At 67.8% G+C, this 23500-nt stretch carries 16 protein-coding genes and 2 pseudogenes; 11 read left to right on the top strand and 7 right to left on the bottom strand.

The window, feature by feature from the left end:
* Positions 1-3: 3 nt before the first annotated feature.
* Positions 4-386: pseudogene (locus tag ACX5I6_RS16815) on the bottom strand (BlaI/MecI/CopY family transcriptional regulator).
* Positions 387-648: 262 nt separating this feature from the next.
* Between ACX5I6_RS16815 and ACX5I6_RS16810 the strand changes: the two are divergent.
* The 3 genes and pseudogenes from ACX5I6_RS16810 (at position 649) to cydD (ending at position 6803) form a co-directional block, all read left to right on the top strand.
* On the top strand, positions 649-2253 hold the full coding sequence (locus tag ACX5I6_RS16810; protein ID WP_461841212.1) for a cytochrome ubiquinol oxidase subunit I: 1605 nt from the start codon (positions 649-651) through the stop codon (positions 2251-2253).
* A 44-nt stretch (positions 2254-2297) separates the two neighbouring features.
* A complete protein-coding gene (cydB, locus tag ACX5I6_RS16805; protein ID WP_461841211.1) occupies positions 2298-3347 on the top strand; it encodes a cytochrome d ubiquinol oxidase subunit II in 1050 nt (349 codons plus the stop codon).
* 1 nt (position 3348) lies between these two features.
* Positions 3349-6803, top strand: a pseudogene (gene cydD, locus ACX5I6_RS16800) (thiol reductant ABC exporter subunit CydD).
* 42 nt (positions 6804-6845) lie between these two features.
* On the opposite strand, the gene ACX5I6_RS16795 reads toward cydD, so the two are convergent.
* Positions 6846-7364 carry a DinB family protein gene (locus ACX5I6_RS16795; RefSeq protein ID WP_461841210.1) on the bottom strand — a complete coding sequence of 173 codons (519 nt, stop codon included), beginning with the start codon at positions 7362-7364 and terminating at the stop codon, positions 6846-6848.
* A 69-nt stretch (positions 7365-7433) separates the two neighbouring features.
* Between ACX5I6_RS16795 and ACX5I6_RS16790 the strand changes: the two genes are divergently transcribed.
* Positions 7434-8420, top strand: a complete 987-nt coding sequence (locus tag ACX5I6_RS16790; protein WP_461841209.1) for an ABC transporter ATP-binding protein — start codon at positions 7434-7436, stop codon at positions 8418-8420.
* Positions 8410-9210, top strand: a complete 801-nt coding sequence (locus ACX5I6_RS16785) for an ABC transporter permease subunit (RefSeq protein ID WP_461841208.1) — start codon at positions 8410-8412, stop codon at positions 9208-9210. The genes ACX5I6_RS16790 and ACX5I6_RS16785 overlap by 11 nt, the downstream gene beginning before the upstream one ends.
* A 39-nt stretch (positions 9211-9249) precedes the next feature.
* Here the strand turns inward: ACX5I6_RS16785 and ACX5I6_RS16780 are convergent, their stop codons facing one another.
* Positions 9250-11763 (bottom strand): DNA gyrase/topoisomerase IV subunit A, encoded by a 2514-nt coding sequence (locus tag ACX5I6_RS16780; protein ID WP_461841207.1) that lies wholly within the window; start codon positions 11761-11763, stop codon positions 9250-9252.
* A gap of 76 nt (positions 11764-11839) precedes the next feature.
* On the opposite strand from ACX5I6_RS16780, the gene ACX5I6_RS16775 reads away from it, so the two are divergent.
* Genes ACX5I6_RS16775 through ACX5I6_RS16760 form a run of 4 tightly spaced genes read left to right on the top strand, consistent with a single transcriptional unit; the run spans position 11840 to position 17268 of the window.
* A complete protein-coding gene (locus ACX5I6_RS16775) occupies positions 11840-14524 on the top strand; it encodes a bifunctional acetate--CoA ligase family protein/GNAT family N-acetyltransferase (RefSeq protein WP_461841206.1) in 2685 nt (894 codons plus the stop codon).
* 41 nt (positions 14525-14565) lie between these two features.
* A complete protein-coding gene (locus tag ACX5I6_RS16770; protein ID WP_285248939.1) occupies positions 14566-15309 on the top strand; it encodes a DUF5998 family protein in 744 nt (247 codons plus the stop codon).
* Positions 15310-15311: 2 nt separating this feature from the next.
* On the top strand, positions 15312-16544 hold the full coding sequence (locus ACX5I6_RS16765) for an alkaline phosphatase family protein (protein WP_285248938.1): 1233 nt from the start codon (positions 15312-15314) through the stop codon (positions 16542-16544).
* Positions 16537-17268, top strand: a complete 732-nt coding sequence (locus ACX5I6_RS16760) for a thymidine kinase (protein WP_387449174.1) — start codon at positions 16537-16539, stop codon at positions 17266-17268. Before ACX5I6_RS16765 ends, ACX5I6_RS16760 begins: the two co-directional genes overlap by 8 nt.
* Before the next feature lie 46 nt (positions 17269-17314).
* Here ACX5I6_RS16760 and ACX5I6_RS16755 read toward each other — a convergent pair whose 3' ends face one another.
* Entirely contained in the window at positions 17315-18274 is a 960-nt protein-coding gene (locus tag ACX5I6_RS16755; protein ID WP_285248936.1) for a DMT family transporter, read from the bottom strand.
* A 32-nt stretch (positions 18275-18306) separates the two neighbouring features.
* On the opposite strand from ACX5I6_RS16755, the gene ACX5I6_RS16750 reads away from it, so the two are divergent.
* Positions 18307-18861 (top strand): helix-turn-helix domain-containing protein, encoded by a 555-nt coding sequence (locus ACX5I6_RS16750; protein WP_461841205.1) that lies wholly within the window; start codon positions 18307-18309, stop codon positions 18859-18861.
* Positions 18862-18970: 109 nt separating this feature from the next.
* The gene (locus ACX5I6_RS16745) at positions 18971-20506 is read left to right on the top strand and encodes an HNH endonuclease signature motif containing protein (protein ID WP_461841204.1); all 1536 of its coding nucleotides are present in this window, start codon (positions 18971-18973) and stop codon (positions 20504-20506) included.
* Between the two features lie 284 nt (positions 20507-20790).
* On the opposite strand, the gene ACX5I6_RS16740 is transcribed toward ACX5I6_RS16745, so the two are convergent.
* The 3 genes from ACX5I6_RS16740 to ACX5I6_RS16730 form a co-directional block, all read right to left on the bottom strand.
* On the bottom strand, positions 20791-21396 hold the full coding sequence (locus tag ACX5I6_RS16740; RefSeq protein WP_461841203.1) for a dihydrofolate reductase family protein: 606 nt from the start codon (positions 21394-21396) through the stop codon (positions 20791-20793).
* 93 nt (positions 21397-21489) lie between these two features.
* Positions 21490-22797, bottom strand: a complete 1308-nt coding sequence (gene sepH / locus ACX5I6_RS16735; protein ID WP_461841202.1) for a septation protein SepH — start codon at positions 22795-22797, stop codon at positions 21490-21492.
* 180 nt (positions 22798-22977) lie between these two features.
* On the bottom strand, positions 22978-23466 hold the full coding sequence (locus ACX5I6_RS16730; RefSeq protein WP_285248931.1) for a DUF3093 domain-containing protein: 489 nt from the start codon (positions 23464-23466) through the stop codon (positions 22978-22980).
* Positions 23467-23500 lie beyond the last annotated feature (34 nt).

The raw sequence follows: 23500 nt of genomic DNA, 5'->3' as shown, positions 1-23500 counted from the left end.
CTGCTAAAGGTGGCCAAGCAGTTTGCGCAGCGTAGCGGCTTCACCTTCGGAAACCGATCCAATGAAGCGGGCAAGGACAGCCTCGCGGTCGGGTGCTGACCCGAGGACCTCATGCATGAGTTCGGCCGTGTGGTCGGCGCGGCTGGAAACTGCCTGGTAGCGGTGCGGGCGGGTGCCGCGTTCGCGTTCCACCAGCCCTTTTTCTCCAGCCGGGAGAGTACGGTAAGTACGGTCGTGACAGCCAGTTCCTTGCCTTCGTGGCCCGCCCCGCCCTGTGCCGCCGACGAGCGCGCCAGCTGGTCCCTCAGGGTGTTGGCCGTAGCCGCTTCCTGGCCCGCCCAGAGCAGGTCCATGACCGCCCGTTCCAGTTCACCAAGACTAGCCATTTCACTTTTCCTTTATTTCCCCGCACCGTGCGCTTCTTGCGGCGCCGATGACGTCACGCGGTTGTTCAACTACAGAACTAAATTTACCCCGAAACCCCGCTTCTTTCTACATATGGTAGAACATCTGGCGCGGCGGGCCGTGACGCGCCATCCTAGGGGAGGGGTGGATGGTTTTTTGCAGCCACCGACAGTGTTCTACACTGTGTAGAAGTTAGAGTTCTACGAAGCGTAGAAAACTGCACTGCTAACAGTAGGGACTGCCATGGACGCCTTGGAAATCGCACGCTGGCAATTCGGCATCACCACCGTCTACCACTTCATGATGGTGCCGCTGACGATCGGCCTGGGCCTGGTGGTAGCGGTGATCCAGACCGCCTGGTACCGCACCGGCAAGCCGGAATACCTGCGGATGACCAAGTTCTGGGGGAAGTTATTCCTCATCAACTTCATCATGGGCGTCGCCACCGGCATCGTGCAGGAGTTCCAGTTCGGCATGGCCTGGAGTGAATACAGCCGGTTCGTGGGCGATGTCTTCGGCGCCCCGCTGGCACTCGAGGCCCTCCTCGCCTTCTTCGTGGAGTCCACCTTCCTGGGCCTCTGGATCTTCGGCTGGAAACAGCTCAAGCCCGCCATCCACCTCGCTTGCCTCTGGGTTGCCGTCATCGGCTCAGCCCTTTCTGCCTACTTCATCATCGTGGCCAACAGCTGGATGCAGCACCCCGTGGGCGTGGAAATGGTGAACGGCCGGCCCGTGATGACCGACGCCTGGGCCGTGTTTACCAACAACACTGCCCTGGTGGCCGTCCCGCACACCCTGTTCGGTGCCCTCGCCGTAGCCGGCGGTTTCCTCCTGGGCATCGCCTGGTACCACCTGTGGCGGAGGCGGCACGACGGCGTTGACACCGTGGGTGTCGACGGCCGGGCCATCCCCGGTGAGGACGCCCGCATCCCTGGCCGGGACCGCACCGACTACAATGTCTGGATCCGGTCCCTGCGCATCGGCGCCGTGGTGGCCATGATCTCGTTCGCAGGCACGGCGGTCACCGGTGACCTCCAGGGCAAGCTCATGTTCCAGCAGCAGCCCATGAAGATGGCCGCCGCCGAAGCCGCCTGCCATGACGGCACCGGCTTCTCCGTCCTGAGCGTCGGCAACGTGGGATCGAAGAACTGCGACGACGTCGTGGCCGTGATCGAGGTCCCCGGCATCCTCTCCTTCCTGGCCAAGGGTGACTTCACCACCGAGGTGAAGGGCGTCAACAGCCTGCTGCCCGAGTACAAGGAGAAATACGGAACCAACCTGCCGGACAACCCGATCTACGGCGACCGCGCCGGCCAGGAGATCCAGTACGTACCTGTCATGGAAGTCACGTACTGGGGCTTCCGGATGATGATCGGCTTTGGCGGCCTCGCGGCCCTGGCCGCGCTGGTGGCGCTCTGGATCACCCGCAAGGGGACGGTACCGGAATCCCGCTGGCTGATGCGCCTTGCAGTGTTCGGCATCCTGGCACCCTTCGGCGCCAACGCGGCCGGCTGGATCTTCACCGAGATGGGCCGCCAGCCGTTCGTCGTGGCCCCCAACCCGGACCCCAGCGGCATCGACCAGGTGTTCATGTTCACCGCCGCCGCCGTTTCCCCGGGGGTCTCCGCGGGCGAGCTGATCGCTTCCCTGGTGGCACTGACCGCCGTCTACGCCGTCCTGCTGGTGGTGGAAGTGAAACTGCTGGTGAAGTACATCCGCGGCGGCGTGGTCTCCGCGATGCCCGAACTTGCCCACGCACCGGCCGATGAGAATGAGGACCGGACCTCGGGCGACGGAGGCACCGGAGAAGCCAGGGCCGCCGACGACGTCCTGGCCTTCGCCTACTAGCCGCACCGGACCCAACAGGTTCCAACGAGCAGAGGAAACGAACAATGGAACTGCTTCCCACCATCTGGTTCATCGCCATCGCGGTGCTGTGGACCGGCTACCTCTTCCTGGAGGGCTTCGACCTTGGCGTCGGGATGCTGATGAAGATCTTCGCCCGCAACGACACCGAGCGCCGGGTGCTCCTGAACACCGTCGGACCCGTATGGGACGGCAACGAGGTGTGGCTCCTGACCGCCGGCGGCGCAACGTTCGCGGCCTTCCCGCTCTGGTACGCCTCCCTGTTCTCCGCGCTCTACCTGCCGCTCCTGGTGGTCCTGCTGGCCCTGATCTTCCGTGCCGTGGCCTTCGAATACCGCGGCAAGGTGAATACCGACAGCTGGCGGAACCGCTGGGACTGGGCCATTGCCCTGGGTTCCTTCTTCGCGGCCTTCGGGGTTGGAGCCGCCCTTGCCCTGACCACCACCGGCCTGCCGCTGAACGCCAACGGCGACCGGGAAGGTGGCCCCATGGCATGGTTCAGCGGCTACGCCCTGCTGGGCGGTGCGGCCGTGGTGGGATTCTCCCTGCTGCACGCCCTGGCCTTCCTGGCCCTGAAGACCGACGGCGACGTACGGCACCGTGCGCGGCGGTGGTTCGTGCGGCTCCTGCCGGTCCTGCTCCTGCCGATCGCCGCATGGGCCCTTGCCATCCAGTTCATGGACGGCAAGCCCTGGACCTGGGCCGCCGTCGTCCTCGCCGTAGGTGCTGCCGTAACCGCCTGGTTGCTGGCCCGGAAGGGCTCCGAGGGGCGGGCGTTCCTCGCATTGGGCGCCTTCCTGGTGCTGGGGACCACTGCCATCTTCGGGGCGGTGTTTCCGGTGGTGCTGCCTTCCACGCTGGACAGTGCCTTTGACCTGACCATCTCCAACGCCTCTTCCTCGGATTACACCCTGGGCCTGATGAGCATCGTCGCAGCCTTTGGCCTTCCCCTGGTGATCGCGTACCAGGCCTGGACCTACTGGGTGTTCCGCCGCCGCGTCAGCGCCGCCCACATCCCGGAAGCCCACAGCTTCCTGCCGGCCGTGGCCGCCAAGGCGTTCACCATCAAGGGCTGACGTGCGGCCAACGTTCCCCGCGGGCCCGTCCACCCGGTCAGCGATCTACTGGCTGGGGGTCCTGGCAGCGCTCAAGGCACTCTCGCTGGTCCTCATCGGCCAGGCGGTGGCGTCCGTCCTGGCCGGTCTGGTCGCCGGGAACCCCGCGTGGGGAAACCAGATCACCGCCGGACTTGCCGGCGTGGTGCTGAGGTCCCTGACCGTCTGGGGACAGGCCGTCGCGGCCCGCCGCGCCGCCCTGGGGGTCAAGGAAGAGCTGCGCGCCGGGCTGCTGGAACATGCCCTCCGCACCGGCGTCCGCGGAGCCGGACCCGGCGACGGCGGCCTGGCGGTGCTGGCCACCCGCGGACTGGACGCACTGGACAACTACTACACCCAGTTCCTGCCCGCCCTGGTTAACTGCGCGGCCATCCCGCTGCTCCTGGGGGCGCGCATCCTCTTCGCGGACTGGGTGAGCGCCGTGGTCATCGTCCTCACGGTCCCGCTGATCCCGGTCTTCATGGTGCTCATAGGCCGCTACACCGAGGACAGCGTGCGCCAGGCCCAAGCCTCGCTGGCGCGGTTGTCAGCGCACATGCTCGAACTCGCCAAGGGCCTGCCGGTCCTGGTTGGCCTGGGCCGTGCCACCGCGCAGCGCAAAGCCCTGGAAGAGATTTCCGAGGAATACCGCTCCCGCACGATGGGTACACTCCGCACCGCATTCCTCTCCGCCCTGGCCCTGGAACTCATCGCCACCATCTCGGTGGCGGTGGTGGCGGTCTTCATCGGCGTCCGCCTGGTCCACGGGGACATGCCGCTGGAGGCAGGCCTGCTGGCGCTGCTCCTGGCACCGGACTGCTACCTCCCGCTGCGGGAGTTGGGCACCGCCCATCACGCCAGTGACGATGGCCGCGTGGCCCTGGCGGAAGCGGCAGCCGTGACCGGCGCTCCGGAGGCGGCACCGCTGCCCGCCGCCAAAGCCGGCCGGCCGGGCGCCCCCCTCGAAGTGACCGGCCTGACGGTGCGCTATGCCGGGCGGTCCGGAACCGCCGTCGGCCCCCTCACCTTCACCGCACCGCTGGACAGGATCACCGCCCTTGACGGCCCCAGCGGTGCGGGCAAGAGCACCATCCTAGGCGTCCTGGCCGGGACGGTCGGTGCGGGCAACGGCACCAGTATTTCGGGCTCGATCAGGGGACTGGACCGCGCTGCCATTGCCTGGGTTCCGCAACACCCCGTCATGGTGGCCGCAACCGTCCTGGACGAGGTGCTGCTGTACCTGACACGGGACCCGGGCCACGGCCCGGACAAGTTCGCCGCCGAAGAGGCCGCCCGGAGCTGCCTGGAGCGGGCCGGCGCCGGCCACCTGGCAGCCAGGCACCAGGCGGAGCTGAGCCCGGGGAACTGCGCCGGGTGGCCCTGGCCCGGGGACTGGCCAGGATTGAGGCCGGGGCGTCCATCATGCTGCTCGATGAACCCACCGCGCACCTGGACGACGTGTCCGCCGCCGTCGTCGAAGACGCCATCCGCCGACTCCGCGGCCAGGTCACCGTGATCCTGGTGGCCCACAACCACCGCACCCGGCTCCTTGCGGACCAGCTGGTTCCGGTGGCAGGTTCCGGGCAAGCCGTGGAACCGCAGGAGCTCCCGCAAGCCCCGGTCCTCGCCGCTTACGCCGGCACGGGCAATCCGACGTCCGACGACCCCGCACCCCTTGATGCCGCGTCGAGCGCACCCGGCACTGACGCCAGCGTCCCCAACCGTACTGCCCGGTCCACCTCCGGCGCGGCCGGACTCCTCGTGGCGCTCCTGGCGCCGGTGCGCGGAAAATTCGCGGCCTCAGCCGTGGTGGGCACCCTGGCGGCCATCTTCGCCGTCGCCCTGTCCGGTCTCTCAGGGTGGCTCATCATCCGGGCCAGCGAACAGCCGCCCATCCTCTACCTGCTGACCGCCATCGTGGGCGTCCGGTTCTTTGGCATCGGCCGCGCTGTGCTCCGCTACTGGGAACGGTTACTGCTCCACGATGCGGTCTTCGCCGCCCTCACCCGCCTGCGCGGCAGGCTTTGGGAATCCCTGAGCCGCAGGGCCCTGTCGCTGCGCCGGCTCCTGCAGGGCGGCAACGTGCTGGGAACGGTGATTGACGACGTCGACACCGTCCGCGACCTCCTGCCCCGCGTGGTCCTCCCGCCCGTCACAGCGGTCGCAGTGTCCGCGCTGGCCTTGGCGGCCACGGGAATCCTGGTACCAGCCGCGCTTCCTGCGGCCATGGGTGCTGCTGCCATTGGCCTGTTGCTCGCGCCGGCGGCCGCCCTGTGGGCGGACCGGCGGTCGGCCACTGCCGAGCAGTCACTTCGTTCCGGCGTGCTGCGGCGGACGGCGGCCGCGCTTGACGCCCGGGTCGACCTGCACGCGAACGGCCTGGCAGCGCACGTGCTCGAGTCACTCCGGGCCGAGGACCGGGATGCGACGGACGCCTCGCGGCGCTCCGCCTGGGCGGACGGGCTGGGACACGCCGTTGCCACCATCGGATGCGGAGCCGCGGCCCTGGCCGCTGCCTGGCTGGCCGGCCCCGACGTACTGGCTGCCCGGGTTGCCCCGGCCACGGCAGCCGTGGTGGTGCTGCTTCTGCTCGCCCTCGTGGAACCCTACGCAGCCATGACGACGGCGGTGCGCCAGTTCCCCGCCCTGCGTGAGGTCCTGCAGCGGGTGGGGGAGTCCGGGGCCCTGGACGGCGGTCCGTCCGGCAGCGGCTCGGGCGTGGCCGCTCCGGACGGGGATACCTCCGGGCTGCACGCCCTCCCGGCCTGCGACGGCGGCGCCCCTGGCATAGCGCTGACGGAGCTTGCCGCAGCGTGGCCGGATGGACCCCCGGTCGTCACGGGGCTCGATGCCGTGGCTGAGCCGGGCCGCTGGCTGGTAGTCACCGGGCCTTCCGGATCGGGGAAATCAACCCTGCTCTCGATCCTGCTCGGCTTCCTGGCGCCGGCGGCGGGCCGGGCCCAGGTGTCCGGCCGAGCGGCCTGGTGCCCGCAGGAGGCCCATCTCTTCGATTCCACCGTCCGGGGCAACCTGCTGCTGGGACGTGCCGCCGGGACTGGTGGGCCGCCGGTTGCCGACGATGACCTGGACGCGGTGCTGGCCGCCGTCGGACTTCACGGGCTGGTGGACAGGCTGCCTGCCGGCCTGGATACCAGGATCGGCCCCGGCGGCGCCTTCCTCAGCGGCGGCGAACGGCAGCGCCTGGCCGTGGCGCGGACTCTGCTGACCGGCGCGGACGTAATCCTGCTCGATGAACCCACCGCCCACCTGGACGCGGAAGCTGCCGCAGCCATGCTGGCGGACCTTCGCAGGGGGCTGCGGGACCGTACCGTGGTCCTGGTAACCCACAACGGGGCAGACATTGCCGCGGAGGACGCCCGGCTGGAACTTCCGGCCGTGTCGGGCGTGCCCGGAGACCGCGTGGCGGCGTCGCGCTGAGAATGCTGCCCGTACCAGAGCAGGGCTCAGCTGCCCTCGCGGCTAGCCGTCGACGTCGTGGAGGTGGTGGACGACGTCGTGCAGGAAGTATTGAGCGAGGGTCAGGACAGTGAATTCTGATCCGTTGCTGCGCAGGCCCTTCCGCGCCCAGTCTTCTTCGCGGACACCGGCGAAGGAATCCGCGGCCTGGTGTCCTTCGGCGGCCAGCTCGGCGCTCACCTCGGACGGTTCGGCATTGGCGTAGTCCTTCTCTTCCGCGGTCAGGTCCTGGTCCCAGTTGTCGAAGCGGGCGCCGTCCTCGGCCAGCATCAGGTTGAGCCGGTGGTCGAAAAGACTGAAGACGTCCCGCACATGGCAGGCATATTCCAGCGGGGACCACGTGTGGTCATCGGGGCGCTCGGCGGCATCCGGCCGGCGCAGGACGGCCCGCCACCGGGGCAGCATGCTTTCGATGATGCCGGGAACGGTCGCCGGTGTCGCGGTGGACGCGTCAAAGGAACATTCCGGGCAGGTGCGGGACAAGACCCAGGTCCAGTCCTTTTCATCAGGAACGATAGGCATGAGAGCAGTCTAGGGGGTCCGGGCCGAAAGACTCTGGGACGCCAGTAGGCGCCTGCCTAGCCTTGCAGCATGAGTGCGGATGGCCGCTCGGATGCGGGTGCCCCTATGGACGCGGACAGCATGGTGCGGCTGTCCGGCCTGACCAAGCGGTTCGGCCGGAACACAGCGCTCGACGACGTGACCCTCACCATCGTGCCGGGCGAGGTCTTCGGGTACCTGGGACCCAACGGGGCGGGCAAGACCACCACCATCCGGCTCCTGATGGGCATGCTGCGGCCCACGTCCGGCACGGCGACGGTGCTGGGGTTGGATGCCTGGCGGCAGGCCCGGGACGTCCACCGCCTGGTGGGCTATGTTCCGGGAGAGCCGGCGCTCTATGAACGCCTCACCGGCCACCAGCATGTGGCCTACTGCGCCCACCTGCGGCACCGGGACGATGCCCCGCGTGCCGCCGAAGTGGCGGACCGGCTCGACCTCGACCTGACCCGCCAGGCCCGCACCCTCTCGCGGGGAAACCGGCAGAAGCTTGCCGTTGTCCTGGCGGTGATGTCCAGGCCGCGCCTGCTGGTCCTGGACGAGCCCACCAGCGGGATCGATCCGCTGGTGCAGCAGGTGTTCCACTCCATCCTGCGCGAGCACACTGCCGGCGGCGGGTCCGCCCTCTTCTCCTCGCACGTCCTGGGCGAGGTGGAACGCGTCGCGGACCGGATCGGCGTGGTCCGGGCGGGAAAGCTTGTAGCGGTGGAACGGCTGCAGGACCTCGCTGCGCGGTCCCTGCACCGGGTGCGGGCCCGGTTCACCGGAGCGGTGTCCGCGGAAGACTTTGCCGGCGTGCCGGGCGTACGGGACCTGGCGGTGGAGGGCCGCTCGCTCAGCTGCAACGCCCCGCAGTCCGCCCTGGATGCGCTCCTGAAGCTGGTGAGCGCCCGGGACGTCGAGGACTTTGAGTGTTCCGAGGCTCCGCTGGAGGAAACATTCCTGACCTACTACGGCTCGGACCAGGGCGGCGCCAATGCCCTGGACGCGGCGGGGACAGGGGCACGCCATGCTGGCTAATGTCCTGGTGAAAACGCTCCGCGACCAAAGCAGGACGCTGCTGGCCTGGGCCGTCTCCCTGGCCCTGATCGTTGCCATGTACGCGGCCGTGTGGCCAACGGTCCAGTCCCAGCCATCCATCAGCAGCATCATCGACCAAATGCCGGAGGCGTTCCGGTCACTCTTCGCCACCTCCACCGCGGACATGTCCACCCCCACGGGCTACATCCAAGTGGAGCTGATGTCCTTCATGGGACCCATCGCCGTCTTGATCTACGCCGTCAGCGCCGGCGCGGGCGCCATCGGCGGTGAAGAGGACCGGCACACCATGGACCTGCTGCTCTCCAACCCGGTGGGCCGCGGGAGGGTGGTAGTGGACAAGTTCGCGGCCATGGCCCTGGGCACCTTCCTGCTGGCCGCGGTCATGGGCGTCTCGCTGGTGCTGGAGGGCAGCCTGGTGGATATGGTCCTGCCGGCCGATAAAGTGGCCGCCGCCATGCTGCACCTGGCTTTGCTGGGTGTTGTCTTCGGCAGCCTGGCCCTGGCGCTGTCGGCGGGCACCGGACGGACCGGGCTCAGCCGCGGCATACCCGCCGTCCTGGCGGTGGTCGCCTACATCGTCAACGCGCTCGCCCCGCTGGTGGATGCCTTCGACCGGATCCACCAGGTGTCACCGTTCTTCCAGTACATCGGCCACGATCCGCTGCGGCAGGGCACCGCCTGGGACAGCGTCCTTGTGTCGGCAGCCACGATCGCTATGCTCGTGGCGCTCGCCGTCGCCGGTTTCCGCCGCCGCGACGTGGCCGGGTAACCCCCGGTTAAACCCCGGGTGGGTCCCCGGCACCGTCTGCTAGTTTTCGGCCGCCGTTTCCGGCTCCCACGCCATGGCAGGTCCCACGACCTCCACAGCCTGGGACAGGGGGACACCCGAGCCGTCGCGCCGGCCATGCTCCTGCGGCAGGGACCGCGCCACGCCGGCGGCGGAGGACGCCTTGGCCGGCCCGTGTCCTGCCCAGCCCAGCAGGAGCGTGTCCTCGCCCTTCAGGAACCGGTGTGCCCGGACGCCCGCGGTGGCGCGTCCCTTGGCAGGGTATTCATCGAAGGCGGTGACCTTGGCGGTCCCGGGCGCAGTGCCGGGAAGGGCGCCGTTGGTCCCCGCGATCGTGACCACGACGGCGGCGGCATCGTTCGGCTGGACCACGCCGAAGAAGATCACCTGGTCACCGGCGGCCAGTTTGATGCCGGCCATGCCACCTGCGGTGCGTCCTTGGGGTCGGACGACGGCGGCGGGGAACTTCAGCAGCTGTGCCTGCCTGGTCAGGAAGACCAGCTCGGTGTCATCCGTACCGGCGGGAGCCACTCCCACCACGAAATCCTTGTCCTTGAGGGTGATGACCTCCCAGTCTTCGCGGTTCAGGGGGTAGTCCGGCTGCACACGCTTCACCACGCCCTGGGCGGTGCCGATGGCCAGGACCTCATCCAACCGAACGAAGGCCACCAGGGATTCACCCTTGACCAGGGTGAGGAATTCCTTGGCCGGCACGCCGCCGGCCAGGTTGGGCAGCCCGGATACCGGCGGCAGGACGGGCATGTCCATGACCTGCAGCCGGAGCATGCGGCCCAGCGAGGTGACGGCCGCGATCTCGCCGCGGGCCGACGTCTTGACCACTGATGCGTACACGTCGTGCTTGTTCCGGGGCCCTGCTTCGGCGAGGGGTTCCTGGTTGCTGGTCCGCGCCACTTGCCCGGATGCGGTGAGGATCGCCCAGCAGGGGTCGTCGGCGATTTCCAGCGCCAGCGGGGCTGCCTTGCCCTTCCCCGGGGCCGCTGCGAGCTCGGCGGCGACGGTGGGGGAGACGGCCTCGGACTCCAGCAGCACGGTCCGGCGCGGGGTGCCGTGTTCCTCGGCGATCGCGCCGAGTTCGTCGGAGACCACCGTGCGGAGCAGTTCTTCGGAGTCCAGGATGGCCTGCAGTTCCGCGATCTCGCGGCGGAGTTCGTCCTGCTCTTTTTCCAGCTCGATCCGGGAGTACTTGGTCAGCTGGCGCAGGCGCAGTTCCAGGATGTAGTTGGCCTGGACCTCGGTGAGGTCGTAGATGGACATCAGCCGTTCGCGGGCGGCGGCGGCCTCGTCCGAGGACCTGATGATCTGGATGACCTCGTCAATGTCCACAATGGCGATGAGCAGGCCCTCCACCAGGTGCAGGCGGTCCTTCTTCTTGCCCAGGCGGAAGACGGTGCGGCGGCGCACCACGTTGATGCGGTGGTTGACGTAGACCGAGAGGAGGTCCACCAGGCCCAGGGTTTGCGGCTGGCCGTCCACCAGTGTGACGTTGTTGATGCCGAAGGAGTCCTCCATCGGCGTGTAGCGGTACAGCTGCTGCAGGACCGCGTTGGGGTTGAAGCCGTTCTTGAGTTCGATGACCAGCCGCAGTCCGTGCTTGCGGTCCGTGAGGTCCACGATGTCGCTGATACCGGTCAGCTTCTTGGCGTTGACCGCGTCCTTGATCTTCTCGATGACCTTTTCCGGGCCCACCATGTACGGCAGTTCGGTGACCACCAGGCCGGTGCGGCGTGCGGTGAGCTGTTCGATTTCCACCTTGGCCCGGGTCTTGAAGGAGCCGCGGCCGGTGGCGTATGCGTCCCGGATGCCGTCCAGGCCCACGATCCGGCCGCCGCTGGGCAGGTCAGGGCCCGGCACGAACCGCATCAGGTCCTCCAGCGTGGCGTCCGGGTGGGCGATCAAGTGCCGGGCGGCCGCGATCACTTCCACCAGGTTGTGTGGGGCCATGTTCGTTGCCATGCCGACGGCGATGCCGGTGGCGCCGTTCACCAACAGGTTGGGGAAGGCTGCAGGCAGGACGTCCGGCTGCGTCAGCTGGTTGTCGTAGTTCGGGACGAAGTCCACCACGTCTTCGTCGAGGTGGTTGGTGAGCGTGAGGGCCGCCGCCGCCATCCGTGCCTCGGTGTACCGCGGCGCGGCCGGGCCGTCGTCGAGCGAGCCGAAGTTGCCGTGCCCGTCAATCAGCGGCAGCCGCAGGGAGAAGTCTTGGGCCATGCGCACCATGGCGTCATAGATGGCCGCGTCCCCGTGCGGGTGCAGCTTTCCCATTACCTCGCCCACCACGCGGGCACTCTTGACGTGGCCGCGGTCCGGGCGCAGGCCCATGTCGCTCATCATGTACAGGATGCGGCGCTGTACCGGCTTGAGCCCGTCGCGGGCGTCCGGGAGTGCCCTTGAGTAGATCACCGAGTACGCGTACTCCAGGAAGGAGCCCTGCATTTCGGACGTGACATCGATATCGACGATGTTCTCCGTGTAGGTGTCTTCCACGATGGGTTTTGAACTTTGGCGGCGGGCCATGGGGTTTGGTGGATCCTTCTGGGGGTGCTTGCAGCTTTTCGGGCATGCTGCGGGAGTTCTTGGCTAGGCTAAGCCTATGGTGGATCAGCCCGGGGACGGCGAATATCCGGAACATTGGGAGGCCGATGTCGTCCTGCGTGACGGCGGAACGGCGCACCTGCGGCCCATCCACCCGTCGGATGCCGACGCTGTCCAGGCCTTCCATACCGGGCAGTCGCAGAATTCAATCTACATGCGCTTCTTCGCGTTCAAGGCCAGGCTGTCCGCCAAGGAACTCAAGCGCTTCACCGAAGTGGACTACAAGGACCGGGTGGCGTTCGTCATCACGATCCACGGCGAGATTATCGGCATCGGCCGCTACGACCGGCTCACCGACCCCACCGAAGCAGAGGTGGCCTTCAACATAGCCGACGCCCACCAGGGCAGGGGCATCGGCTCCATCCTGCTGGAGCACCTGGCCGCCGCCGCGCACGAAAACGGCATCCGCAAGTTCACCGCCGAGGTGCTGCCGGAGAACCGCAAGATGCTGATGGTGTTCTCCGACGCCGGCTACGACGTCAAGCGGCATTTCGACGACGGCGTCGTCAGCCTGGAGTTCAACGTGGAGCCCACCGAGAAATCGCGCGCCGTCATGGAATCCCGCGAGCACCGCGCGGAGGCGAGGAGCGTCCGTGACCTGCTGGCGCCGTCGTCCGTTGCCGTAATCGGAGCCAGCCGCAAATGGGGCACCGTGGGGTATCAGCTGCTGGAACACATCATCGAGGGCGGCTTCCACGGGTCCGTATACGCCATCAACCCCGAGGCGTTGGAACTGGCCGGGATGATCCCCTACGGCAAGCTGTCCGAGGTCCCCGAACGCGTCCAGCTGGCCATTATCGCCGTGCCCTATGAGGAAGTGGCCGGCGTCATGGAAGACTGCGCAGCTGCCGGGGTCAAGGGCGTGGTGATCGCCACGGCAGGCTTCGCGGACGACGGCGAACGCGGCCTCCTGCGCCAGCGCGCCTTGGTGCGCCAGGCCAGGGCCAACGGGATGCGCGTGATCGGCCCGGCGTCGCTGGGCATCGCCAACACGCACCCGGACGTGTCGCTGAATGCGTCGATGGCGCCCACCATGCCGTTGCGTGGCGGGCTGGGCCTGTTCAGCCAGTCAGCGGCGATCGGCGTCTCGCTGTACGCCGCGTCGAGCCGGCGCCGGCTGGGGCTCTCCAGCCTGCTCTCGGCCGGCAACCGGGCAGACGTTTCGGGCAACGACATGATGCAATACTGGGAGGACGACGCCGATACCACCGCCGTGGGCCTGTACCTGGAGTCCATTGGCAACCCGCGCAAGTTCTCCAGGATCGCCAGGCGCCTGGCCCGCACCAAACCGGTGATCGTCGCCAAGTCGGACACCATGGGATTGCGCCTGCCGCCCGGACACGCCGTCCGGACCACGCAGGCACCGGCCGGCGCCCTGGACGCCATGCTGCGCCAGTCGGGCGTGATCCGCGTGGAAACCGTGGAAGAGCTCGTGGACGTTGCCCAGGTGGTGTCCGCCCAGGCGCTTCCGGCCGGGCCCGACGTCGCCGTCTTCAGCAATTCCCAGGCCCTCGGCAACGTGGTGGCGGACAGTGCGGTGGCGCACGGGCTGGGCGTCGCCCAGGTGGTCTCCGGCCTCGACCTGGATACGGGCCAGTCGGTGGCTCTGCCCGCGCTTCGGAAGGCACTCCTTGAGGCGCTGGCCTCGGATACCGTGCACGCCGCCGTCGCGGCCCTGCTGCCTGCCCGGGGCTTGACCGTCGACGCCGTGGCCGGAGTCCTCGCGGAGTGTGCGGCCGCGGCGGGGAAACCCGTGGTGGCTGCGTTTAGCGGCATCCTGGACCCGGCCATCAACGTGGAAGGCCTGGTTGGCGCCGACGGGTGCACGGTTCCCTGCTTCTCCAACCCCGGGGCCGCCGTCGCTGCGCTTGCCGCCGTGGTGCGGTATGCGGAATGGGCAGCCCGCGACCAAGGGCACTTTGTGGAACCGGCAGGGTGCGATCCCCGCAAGGCCGAGGCCGAACTCGACGGGCTGCTCCGGGACGTCACCGGTGAACAGCTCATGCAATTGGAACCGGCGGCAGCGGCTTCCCTCCTGGGCCACTACGGCATCAGCGTCCTGCCGTCGGCTGCCTTCAACACGCCGGACGAGGCCGTGCAGGCAGCGGAAGCCCTCGGCTGGCCCGTGGTGCTGAAGACCACGGACCCGGCCCTCCGGCACCGGCTGGACCTGGGCGGGGTACGCCTTGGCATCGAGGACGCCGAATCGCTGCGCCAGAACGTGGTGCAGATGCGGCGGGCGCTCGCCGCCTACGGAGACCCGGCCCTTGAGGTCCAGTCCATGGCATCGGTGGGGCAGGCCTGCACCTTCCGGGCCATCGAAGACCCCTTGCTTGGCCCGGTGATCTCGTTCGGCCTAGCCGGTGACGCCGTCAACCTGCTCGACGACTGGGCCCACCGGGTTCCGCCGCTGTCCGCCGCCGACGTCCACGACTTCATCCGTGCGCCCAGGGCATCCCGGAAACTGTTCGGATACCAGGGGCTCCCTGCTGTTGACGTGCCGGCCCTTGAGGACTTGGCCGCCAGGCTGGCCTGGATGAAGGACAACCATCCGGAGATCGCGCTCGTGGAATTCAACCCCGTCCTGTGCGGCACGTCCGGGGCCACGATCCTCGCCGCTGACGTGCGGATTGGCAACGCGGCGCAGCGGACGGACAGTGCCCGCAGGGCGATGCTGGGCTGAGGCGGTTAGCAAGTGACCGGCCGATCTGTGAAAATGGGGGCATGAGCTTCCAGCCTCCCGCGTCGGCGCCCGAAACGCCCGGCAATGAAAACCAGGCACTCCGCCAGCACAGCTCACACCACCACGGACTCCAGGGCCAGAGCCTCGAAGACGCGCTGCAGAAGGCCGGCTTCTACCCGCGCCTGGTCTCCGACGTCGTTGACGACGCGCTGGACGGCCGGGACTGCGTGGCGCATCTGGTGCACCTGGAAACCCATTTTGACCGGGCGGAGGTGCGGCGCCACATCACTGTGCTGGTGCTCACCGCGGACATGCTGGTCATCACCCACGTGGACGATCAGCAACTGGACGAGGCAGGGGAGCAGATCGTCGCGCAGATCTCCACCGAATCCGTTCCCGTGGCCCAGATCCGCTCCGTGGTCCTGAGCTACATGTACGCCCAGCCGCAAAACTACAAGCCCTCGGATCCCGTCCGCGAATTGACCCTGTCCATTGCGTGGTCCGGCGGCCAGCGCCTGGACATGGGTCCCGCCAGCTGCGGCGACCCGCAGTGCGAAGCGGACCACGGTTACACCGGCACCATTGCGCAGGAGGACATCGTGCTCCGCATCAGCGCCGAGGCCGACGGGCTGCAGGCCGTGCAGGACGCCAAGCTTTTTGCCCGGGCCCTCCGCGCCGTCAACACCGGTTCGGCAGCGCCCGTGCCCCACGTGCAGTCCATGGCTCCCCGTCCGCGGTCCGGGGTGTTCGGAAACCGGCTCAGCCGCGGGCACCAGCAGCGTTAGAGATGCCCGAAGCCAGCCACCAAGCCGAACAAACTCCCGCTTCCGGATACACGCCCGACCTTCCGCCCGCCCCTGCCTACGGGCACCGTTCCGTCGCGGAAGTCCTCACCAGTGCCGCGGCGAGCCTGGGGGTGGAAGGTTTCGACAACACCTTGGGCCTGCCCGCCGCCAGCCGCGTCTGTGTGGTCCTCGCCGATGGCCTGGGCAGGAACCTCCTGAAGCAGAAGGCCGCCCACACCCCGTTCCTGCGTTCTGTAGTGCAGGCGGGCCAAGGCGACGTCCCTGTTTGGCTGGACTCGGCATTTCCTTCCACCACGGCCGCAGCGTTGGCCAGCTTCGGGACCGGGTTGTCCGCCGGCCAGCACGGCATGGTGGGCTACGACGTCCTGGACCCTGGGCAGGACAAGGTGGTCAACCTCCTGGGGAACTGGGACCCCGGCGTCGACCCGGCCACGTGGCAGCCGTTCCCCACCGTCTTTGAACGGGTGGCCGGGCAGGCGGACGTCAGCACCGTCAGCCTCGCCCAGTTCAATGGTTCGCCCATGACCAGGGCCGCTCTGCGCGGCGGCAGGTTCATCTCCGGAACCACCGCCCACGCCCGCACCGGGGCTGCCGCCGACGCCATGGCGGGCGCCGGTCCATCCCTGATGTACTTCTACGTCAACGAGCTGGATAAAGCCGGCCACCGCTACGGCTGCCGGTCGGAACAGTGGGAACACCAGCTGGAGGAGCTCGACGCCACCGTGAAGCGGCTCAATTCCTCGCTGCCCGCCGGGACCACGATCCTGCTCACCGCAGACCACGGAATGCTCGACATTTCCGAATCCCAGCGGATCGACTTCTCTGCCGACTCTGCGCTGGTTGACGGCGTCCGCCATACGGCCGGCGAACCCCGGATGGTCCACCTGTACCTCGAAGACACGCACCGGGACGGCACTGCCGGCCGGGAACGGCTGGTGGCTGCCTGGAAAGCAAGGTTCGGCGACCGGGTATGGGCCTTCACCCGGGAAGAAGCAATCGCAGGCGGACTCTTTGGTGACGTCCGGCCTGCCGTGGAAGGCAGGATCGGTGACGTCATGATCGCGGCGCGGGACGCCGTCGCCCTCTACGACGGCCGGCGCATGCGGCCCAGCGCCATGGAAGTGGTGGGCCAGCACGGCTCCCTGACCAAAGCCGAGCGTGAGGTCCCGCTGCTCTGTTTTGCAGCCGACGGAAGGAGCCGACGGCGTGGCTGAACTCATCTTCTTCTCCGGCACCATGGACTGCGGAAAATCCACGCTCGCCCTGCAGATGGACTACAACCACCGGGCGCGCGGCCGCGGCGGCGTCCGGTTCAGCCGCAACGACCGTGCCGGCGAATCCCGCATCTCCAGCCGGCTGGGCCTGGAGACGGACGCCGTGGAGGTGCTGGACACCACGGACTTCTGGGAGGAAGTCATGGTCCGCCGCACCCAGGGCAGGCGGGTGGACTACCTGATCTGCGACGAAGCCCAGTTTTACACCCCGGAGCAGGTGGAGCAACTGGCCAAGGTGGTGGACGAGATCGACGTCGACGTTTTCGCCTTCGGCATCACCGCCGACTTCCGCACCCGTTTGTTCCCCGGGTCCCAACGCCTCATCGAGCTGGCGGACCGGGTGCAGGTGCTCCAGGTGGAGGCGCTGTGCTGGTGTGGCCGCCGGGCTACGCACAACGCCAGGACGGTCGACGGTGTCATGGTCACCGAGGGTGCGCAGGTGGTGGTCGGCGACGTGGACATGGTGGCCGACGCCGCCACCACGCAGGCTGCCGAACACGTCCCCGTGGTGGGATACGAGACGCTGTGCCGCCGGCATTTCATGCGCAGGGTGACGGCGCACGGCGCCAAACTGATGGCTCAGCAGGACGAATTGCTGCCGTTCGAAGTGGACGCCTGCCTCTGGCGCGGGTCAGGCGGACCAGGGGAGCCCCGCGGGACGTAAGTGTCCGCGCGGACAGCGAAGCCTGACACCGTGGGGCTAGGAGCTGTCAATCAGTCCCGTTGCCGTGCTGGTGCACCAGGCCGGCAGGGCCCTCGATTCCCGCGGGTGGCAGGGCGGCCGCCGGGGCACGCCTGCGACTGCGCAGCCTGAGTTCGCTGACCAGCGCCCCCACCACGATGCAGCCGGCGCCTACGAGCGCTGCCGGTGGCAGCCGCTCACCCGCTGCCCGCCCGATCACCGCAGCCCACACGGGCTCGGCTGCGTAGATGATGGTGGCCTTGGTCGGGGATACCGATTTCTGCGCCCAGTTCATCGTGAGCTGGATGACGCAGCTTGCGGCCCCGAGGGCAACAGCCGCTCCCACGCCAACCCATGAGAAGGCCGGCACCGTCTCCCCGGCCAGCGGCATGGCCAGGAAGCCCAGCGCCCCCGCAATCAGCAACTGCAGGACGGTTACCCGGCCGAGGTCTACCTTGCCTGCAAACCAGCCGATAAGGATGATCTCCGCGGCGATCGGCAGGGTGCTCACCAGCGTCGCGATTTCCCCGGGGCCGAAGGCCAACCCGGTGCTGCCGGGGCCGGCGAGCAGCACGAGGCCGGCGAAAGCCAAACCGGCACCGACCCAGGTGAGGAACCGCGGCGGCGTCCTGAACACGATCCACTGCAGGACCGGAACCAGCGGCACGTAGAGGGCGGTGATGAACGCTGACGTGCTGCTGCCGATCGTTTGAAGTCCGACAGTCTGGAGTCCGTAGCCGAGGAAGATCATGACGCCGATGGCTGAGCCGGCCACGATGTCCCGCGGCCTGATGCCGCGCAGGACGCGTGCAAAGATGACCGCACTGATGATGCCGGCTGTCAGGAACCGCATGCCCACAAAGAACCAGGGTCCGTTGTACTGCACGGCGATGTGGACGGCGAGGAACGTGCCACCCCAAACCGCAGTGATTAGGACGAGGGCGATTTCTTGCCGAGAAAACAGAGCCCGGGAACCAATGTGCAACATAATGCTCGACTTTATGGTGCAGAATAGTGCACATGCAACCTGAGGAAACACCCGGGGTCCTGAAGCACGTCAGTGAGAACGTGCGCCGGTTTCGGACGGCGGCCGGGCTAAGCCAGGTCGCCTTGGCTGATCGCGCCGGCGTCAGCCGCCGTACGGTGGTCAAACTCGAAGCGGGCGAGGCCAACATCAGCCTGACCGGCCTGGACCACCTTGCCGATGCTCTGGGCGTCACATTCGTCGATCTCGTGGCCGCCCCTGCAGCACCACGTGCTGACATCCGCGAAGTTGCGTGGCGCGGAGAGCGGGAAGGCAGCCTGGCGGTGTTGCTGGCTTCCGTGCCCGCCACCAGGGAAGCGCAATTGTGGGCCTGGACCCTGGAACCAGGCGAGCGATACGACGCGGAGCCTGATCCGGTGGGGTGGTCCGAGATGCTCCTGGTCTCTGAGGGAGCAATCCGCATAGATCTGGAAAGCGGTGCCACCGAGCTCCGTCCTGGCGAGCACCTTGCCTTTCCCAGTTCGCAGGTCTACGCCTGCGCGAACATCGGTCACACCCGGGCACGCTTTGTGCGCGTTGTCGTTAGCTAATTCTCCTGCCCTGTTCCCGCCGGGTTTTGCCGCACTCCCGGGCTGCCGGTGCCTGTCCGGCCCGATCTGACCAGCACTGAATGTCGTACCCCCTTGCCATGATGGGTTTATGGGGAAAGTGGCGGTGGTGGAGGCGTTGGCGGATATTCGTGCTGCCCTTGCCGTGCTGGTTGCCGAGGTGGACGGGTGTGGCGCGGAGCCGTTCTGTGCTGCTGATCCGTTGGCTGGGTTGGTGGATGGTTGCCTTGATGTTCTGGCCGGGGCCAGGGAGGTGGAGGCGAGGGTCGCGGGTTTGAAGGCGCGGGCTGCGGTGGCGTTTGCGGATGCTGCCGGTGTTGTGGCGGGGCGGGGGGTGCCGGTGGTGGCGCAGGAGATGGCGGTCGCTGCGGAGGTGGGGTGTGTGTTGGCGCTGGGTCCGCGGGCGGCGTCGTCGTTCCTGGCCACGGCGCACGCTGTTGTTGCCTCGTTGCCGTTGACGCTGGCGGGGTTGCAGGCGGGGACCCTGTCGTGGGGCCACGCTGTGGTGATGGCGGACGAGGCCGCGGCCTTGGATGCGGCAGGTGCTGTGGAGTTAGAGGCGCACTTCCTGGACCCGGACGCCCCGGACACGGCGCGGGGGTGTCCGGTGGGGGAGTTGCCGGCGCACCGGTTCCGGGCGAAGGCCCGGTCGTGGCGGGAGCGTCATCATGCGGAGTCGATCGAGACGCGGCATACCAGGTCCGTGGCGGACCGGCGAGTGGACTACCGGCCGGACCGGGACGGGATGGCGTGGCTGTCCGCGTACCTGCCCGCAGACCAGGCAGCGGCGGCCTGGAACCGGCTCAACGCCATCTCGCGTGGCCTGCAGGGACCCGAGGAGACCCGCACCCTCGCCCAGCTCCGGGCCGATGTGTTTGCCACGTCCCTTCTGACCGCGGGGCTGAGCACGGGACAGGCGGTCGGGAGGGTAGACGTGGGGCCAGACGAAGGTTGCACCAGCCCCGAAAACTTCGCGAGGCCCGCCGACGTCCCGCCTGATGCGGTCCGGGCGCAGGTGTTGGTGACCGTGCCGGTGTTTTCGTTGTTGGGGTTGACGGATGAGGCGGCGGTGCTGGATGGGTATGGGCCGATCCCGGCCTCGATGGCGCGGCGGTTGGTCGCTGCGGGGGCGGGTTCGTTTTACCGGGTGCTCGTGGATCCGCGGGACGGGGCGCCGTTGGAGATTGGCCGGAAGAGTTACCGGGTGGGCAAGGCGATGCGGAACTGGCTCAGGCTCCGGGACGGTAAGTGCCCGTTCCCCGGCTGCAGCAACTCATCCCTGGACACGGAGGCCGATCACATCCTCGCCTGGGCTAATGGTGGGACTACCGGGATCAGCAACTTGGGACAGCCCTGCCCGAAACATCACCGGCTCCGGCATACCACCGGTTGGAAGCCCACCCCGGCGAGTAAGACCGATCCACCGGGATGGACCTCACCGGCCGGCCGCCACTACCACAGCGAACACCAGGACTGGGAACCCACAAAGTGGCCACCACCGGACCACCGTCTGAAAGAGCGGGGGAGCCACGCCGGCGAACCGCCTGCCAGCCACCCCGACTTCGCCTACTTAGGGCTGTCGCCAGGAGAAGAAAGCCTGGCACGGATCCTGCACGCTCCCGCCTGACACAAACGCGCCCGACACAAACCCGGCTAACACAAACGCGCCTGACTCAAACGGGCCGGACTCAAACGCGTCTGACACAAATCCGCCTGACTCAAACGGGCCGGACTCAAACGCGCGTGACACCAGCCCGTGTGAAAGGCAAAGCTCGCGGCTGACCAGTGCGCCGCCGTCGAACGGGACTTTCGGGTACTCACGGAACGACCCCCGCCGCGCCGTTGGCATAGCTGCCAGCCCGACACCCTTCCTGCCCTGCACCCTGACGCCTGGCGACCTGCAGGCGCCTGCTAGCTCCTGCGCTGGTAGCGGATGTGGGTTGCCAACGGCGAGTGAAGCACCTCGACGGGTTCGAAGTCGAAAGACTCGATGCCGTCGAAGATACGTTCGCCCGAACCAAGAAGCACCGGGGCGATGTCGAGCGTCAATTCGTCCACGACACCGGCAGCCAGTGCTTGCCGGACGGTCGAAGCTCCACCTGCGATGTCGACGCCCTTGTCTCCGGCGGCTTGGGACGCGGCAGCATAGGCGGCGTCGAATCCGTCGGTGACGAAGTGGAACGTGGTCCCGCCCTCCATCTGGATCGGGTCATGTTCATAGTGGGTCAGGACGAACACTGGTGCGTGATAGGGCGGTTCAGGACCCCACCAGCCGTTCCATTCCCCGCTCCACTCACCACGGACGGGACCGAACATGTTCCGGCCCATCACATAGGCGCCGCGGGGCCGCATGAGCCAATTGGCGGCAACCTGATTGGTTTCAGTGGCCCGGGGGTCGCCGATATGCCAGCCGTGCAGTTCAAGTCCCCGCTTACCCAGCGGGTTTTCGAGGCTCTGGTCCGGTCCGGCGACGAAGCCGTCCAGCGAAATGGACATATGGCAGGTTGTGTCCGGCACCGAGAACCTCCTGGTAAATTCGCTTTACACGCGGCCGCGTGGTGGGGATCGTAGCACGTGCCCAAGTCCATCATGGGCCCCTGGAGGGAATCCCTAGTCGCTTCGGGTTCCGAAAACAATCTCATCCCAGGAAGGCACGCTGGATCGCTTAGGCTTCGCCGGCCGTTCCGGCGCCTCGGTCTCCGGAAGTTGGCCGGTGGTGGGGGAAGTGTCGTCCTGCTTCGTCAAACTGCGGCGTGGGTTCCCGCCAAGCAACTCATCCAGCCCGGCGCCACCTGTTCCTTGGCTGCCGCCCGAAGGTTTCTGTGGGGACGCGGCAATGGTGATTTCCCTTGTGTTCGTGCTGACGCCGTCGTGAAGCCGCAAAGCATCGTCCTGGATGTCGCGGTGCGGCGGGATAAGGCTGAGCCTGGACAGCATGGACGGCCTGGCATCCCTGCGGCGGATGAACGAATCACCCTGGGCCGCCGGTCCGTCCCGCTGGTCGTCCTGCGGCTCCGGTTCGTTTGACTCGGGTTCAGGAACCACCTCGGACGGGCGGGGATGGGCCGCCGGTACCCCATGGGTCAGCAGCAGTGCCAGGGCGTCATCAGAATCTTCGTCGACGCCTATCCGCTGGCCACGCCGCGACCGGAGCATATCAAGGAGGCCGTCGGACTCCTTGCCGGCCTCCTGGGCGGGGGCGCCCTGGCTGCCGGAAGCCGCCTTGGACGAATCCGCGTCGGTTTCAAAGTCGAAGGGCCGGTCCGATACAGCAGTGAGGCGGCGGGCCGGAACAGGTCCGTCCAGCGGCTCAAGCTCGCTCAATTGCTGTGCCCACCGGTTGGTGTTCTGCAGCGACTTGCGTGCCGGACTGAATGTCCACAGGGCCGGGGGCTCCTCGCCAATACCGGAAGTCCCGCCCTGTTTGGCCTCGAAGCTCGCGGATACCGTCCAGGTGCCGTCCTGGCGCCGCCACGAATCCCATTCCACCGTGGCCGGATCAATGCCGTGCGCGGACAGCCGGTGGGACACCATGTCGTCCAGGGTAGCCGGGTTGTCGCCGAAGGCGGACCGGTAGATGTCGTGGCCGGGGGAGGGCGCCGCCACTTCGACTTTCCGCGCCTGCTGCGCAACGTACTCGCGCTCGGCAAGGACCGGCCCTTCGTAACGCTCCACCTTTGCCAGCGGCATGCCGGACAACTCCGCAACGTCTGCAGCGGTGGCACCGGCGCGGATCCGGGCCTGGATATCCCTCGGGGACATCGGAACGGCAGACCGCTCCGCCCGCGGTTTGGCCGCGGACCGGCTGGCCGTCCTGAGGGCCTCATCGATTGGCAGCTGGAACATCTCGCCGCCGGCCCCGCTCAACAGGAGATGCGTCCCGTCGTCGTGCACGCCTACAAGCCGTAGATCCTGCATACAAATCCTCCACCCTGGCATTACTATCAATCGAAACTCTGCCACCCGGTGGCGCCGAATTGGCTCAAGGGGCAGGGCGCGCCGTGATTTTCCGCCTGATTCCGGCCCGAATGGGCGGGCCCGCCCTGCGCCGAGGAGGAGTAACCGCAGGCGGGAAGGCTGCGACGGATATTTGTACGCTCAGCCCCGGGTGAGGGCAGCGGCCAGCTTGTCAGGATGCCGGGTGGAGGCGAGCCAGTACGGGGTGCGGTCGGCCGGGTCGGTGATCTCGATCTTCACGACGGGGTCGATCCAGCCCCTGATGCAGAGGTAGGCGAGCCCGTTGAGCCTCGTGCCCCGCTCCGCTGTGGCCTCCCCGGAGGTGAACGGCTCAACGCTGCCGACGAATTTGCGTTCGATGCTGGCCCGTCCGACCGTCAGTGCGTCCCGGGTAACGGTGATGGTTGGAGTGGACAGGACCAGGAGCACGCTGATGATGGCCAGGAGCACCACCGCCGCGGTATACCCGGCCGCCATGCTGATGGGGGCGAAGACCAGGATGCCGGCCGCGGAGACGCCCACGGCAATGACCCAGATCCAGGCGTTGGGCCAGAGCTTCTCCTGGTATGTGACAGGTGTCCCGGCCGAGGGTGTGCTGGGAACGGACGCTGGCGTGCTTGATTCGGGCATATGCCAAGCTTTCCACCTTTGGTCCGCTATTTCA

The sequence above is a fragment of the Arthrobacter sp. MMS24-T111 genome, from assembly GCF_054888995.1.
Note: the sequence above shows the minus strand (reverse complement) of the source record. Positions and strands in the feature narration are given on the sequence as shown.

Excerpts from the sequence above, each read along its gene's own strand:
- ACX5I6_RS16780 (WP_461841207.1), bottom strand. The coding sequence starts at position 11,763 with ATGGCCCGCCGCCAAAGTTCAAAACCCATCGTGGAAGACACCTACACG.
- sepH (WP_461841202.1), bottom strand. The coding sequence starts at position 22,797 with ATGCAGGATCTACGGCTTGTAGGCGTGCACGACGACGGGACGCATCTC.
- cydB (WP_461841211.1), top strand. The coding sequence starts at position 2,298 with ATGGAACTGCTTCCCACCATCTGGTTCATCGCCATCGCGGTGCTGTGG.
- ACX5I6_RS16750 (WP_461841205.1), top strand. The coding sequence starts at position 18,307 with ATGCAACCTGAGGAAACACCCGGGGTCCTGAAGCACGTCAGTGAGAAC.
- ACX5I6_RS16765 (WP_285248938.1), top strand. The coding sequence starts at position 15,312 with ATGCCCGAAGCCAGCCACCAAGCCGAACAAACTCCCGCTTCCGGATAC.
- ACX5I6_RS16730 (WP_285248931.1), bottom strand. The coding sequence starts at position 23,466 with ATGCCCGAATCAAGCACGCCAGCGTCCGTTCCCAGCACACCCTCGGCC.
- ACX5I6_RS16755 (WP_285248936.1), bottom strand. The coding sequence starts at position 18,274 with ATGTTGCACATTGGTTCCCGGGCTCTGTTTTCTCGGCAAGAAATCGCC.
- ACX5I6_RS16790 (WP_461841209.1), top strand. The coding sequence starts at position 7,434 with ATGAGTGCGGATGGCCGCTCGGATGCGGGTGCCCCTATGGACGCGGAC.
- ACX5I6_RS16785 (WP_461841208.1), top strand. The coding sequence starts at position 8,410 with ATGCTGGCTAATGTCCTGGTGAAAACGCTCCGCGACCAAAGCAGGACG.
- ACX5I6_RS16775 (WP_461841206.1), top strand. The coding sequence starts at position 11,840 with ATGGTGGATCAGCCCGGGGACGGCGAATATCCGGAACATTGGGAGGCC.
- ACX5I6_RS16795 (WP_461841210.1), bottom strand. The coding sequence starts at position 7,364 with ATGCCTATCGTTCCTGATGAAAAGGACTGGACCTGGGTCTTGTCCCGC.
- ACX5I6_RS16770 (WP_285248939.1), top strand. The coding sequence starts at position 14,566 with ATGAGCTTCCAGCCTCCCGCGTCGGCGCCCGAAACGCCCGGCAATGAA.
- ACX5I6_RS16745 (WP_461841204.1), top strand. The coding sequence starts at position 18,971 with ATGGGGAAAGTGGCGGTGGTGGAGGCGTTGGCGGATATTCGTGCTGCC.
- ACX5I6_RS16810 (WP_461841212.1), top strand. The coding sequence starts at position 649 with ATGGACGCCTTGGAAATCGCACGCTGGCAATTCGGCATCACCACCGTC.